Origin of the sequence: Nonomuraea basaltis, from assembly GCF_005893125.1 — a bacterium.
GTDB lineage: Bacteria > Actinomycetota > Actinomycetes > Streptosporangiales > Streptosporangiaceae > Nonomuraea > Nonomuraea basaltis.
On record NZ_VCJS01000509.1, the window covers coordinates 1 to 2,021 of the forward strand.

General features: G+C 66.5%; 1 protein-coding gene. It reads left to right on the forward strand.

What is annotated here, in order from left to right; translation table 11 throughout:
• The first annotated feature begins 164 nt into the window (after positions 1 to 164).
• Positions 165 to 1,901, forward strand: a complete 1,737-nt coding sequence (locus EJK15_RS69020; RefSeq protein WP_138720882.1) for an IS1634 family transposase — start codon at positions 165 to 167, stop codon at positions 1,899 to 1,901.
• Positions 1,902 to 2,021 lie beyond the last annotated feature (120 nt).

The window sequence follows — 2,021 nt, forward strand, 5'->3', positions numbered from 1 at the left end:
CCCGGGTTCCGCAGTTCGTAGTCACACGTGGCGAATGGTTAGCGAGAATCTGCAGGTAGATGGCCTGTAGCGAGCTTCGAGGTGCCGCGAAGGGCCGAGAGTGTAGTAACACGACTTCGAAAATTTTTGGTACGTGAGCTCAGGGTTTGTGATTGTGTGTAGTCATGTACTTGCGGTTCACGCAGCGAGTCAACGCTGACGGCAGCGTCGTCCGATACGTCGCACTGGCGCACAACCGGCGCGTGGACGGCAAGATCAAGCCAGACGTGCTGATGAACCTGGGCCGTGTGGACCGCCTGGACGTGGGCGGCCTGCTCGGGCTGGCGGCATCCATCCGCAAGCACTTCGGCGGCGGACTGGACGACTCCGGCCAGAGCGATGACGCGGCCGATGATGCCGTCGAGGTCGGCCGGCATGCGGGCAGCGGGCCAATCGAAGTGGTTGATTCCCGTCCCATCGGCGCCGTCTGGCTGCTGGAGGGCCTGTGGCGGCAGTTGGCCGTCGCCTCGGCGATCAAGAAGGCGGCCGACGGCCGGCGCTTCACCACCAACATGGAACGGGTGCTGTTCGCGCTGGTCGCCAACCGCGCGATCGCGCCGATGAGCAAGCTGTCGGCCGCCGAATGGGCCAGCCAAGATGTGATCATCCCCCACCTGGCGGCGATGGACGACGATCAGGCCTATCGGGCGATGGACCTGCTGGTGGAGGCCGACACCCAGGGCGAGGTCCAGGAGGCGGTGTTCTTCGCCGTCGCCCACCTGCTCAACCTCGAAGTTGACCTGCTGTTCTTCGACACCACCTCCACCTACTTCGAACGCGATGAGGAAGAGGATGGCCAGAGCGCGTTTCGCACCTACGGCAAGTCCAAGGATCATCGTGACGACCTGCCGCAGATCGTTATCGGGCTGGCGGTCACCCGCGAGGGCATCCCGGTGCGGGTGTGGTGCTGGCCCGGTCATACCAGCGACCAGAGCGTGCTGGCCGAGGTCAAGGACGACATGCGCGCCTGGAAGCTGGGCCGCGTGATCACCGTGGTCGACCGCGGTTTCTCCAGCGCCGACAACCTGGCCTATCTGCGCCGCGCGGGCGGCCACTACATCGCCGGGATGCGCATGCGTGACGGCGGCGCCCTGGTCGAGCAGGCACTGTCGCGTCAGGGCCGCTACCAGCAGGTGCGCGACAATCTGCGGGTCAAGGAGGTCCGCATCGACGGCGTCGGTGACGTGCGGTTCATCATCTGCCACAACCCCGATCAGCAGCAGCGCGACCGGCAGCACCGCGAGCAGGCGATCGTGCGGATCGAGGCCGAGCTGGAGCGGATCAAGGCCCAGCGCGCGCGGGAAGCCGGGCGCGAGCTGAGCGCCAAGGCCCGCGAGAAGGCCGAGGCCGCCCACGTCCGCGCCGAGTGCGCGCTGCGCGACCATCCCACCCTCAAGCGGTGGATCCGCCAGCAGAAGAACGGACGCCTGGCGATCGACCGGGCCAAGGTCAAGGCCGAAGAACGACTGGACGGCAAGTACCTGCTGGCCACCAGTGATCCCGACATCAGCACCGAAGACGCCGCACTCGGGTACAAAAACCTCCTCGAAGCCGAGCGAGGCTTCCGGGACATGAAGTCCGAGCTGCTCCTGCGCCCGGTCTTCCACCGACTCGAACACCGCATCCGCGCGCACGTGCTGATCTGCTGGCTCGCCCTGCTGCTGACCCGGGTCGCCGAACGCGGATGCGGGCAAAGATGGCTCCGGATCAACCGCGAATTGTCCCGTTTGTCCCAAGTCACCCTCGCCGGACCGGCTGGAACCGTCGTCCACACGACCCCGCTACGACCCGCACAACGAGCCGTCTACCAGGCACTTTCCATCACGCCGCCAGCCCGGGTCTCCGTCTTCGAACCGGCCTGACCCGACCGGCGCCTGGCTGCGGAGGGCGTAGGCACACGACCCTCTACGGCCCTGCACGCGTTCCCCCAGGTCAACCCTCAATTCCGGGCTCACGTGTGACTACCAACTGCGGAACCCGGG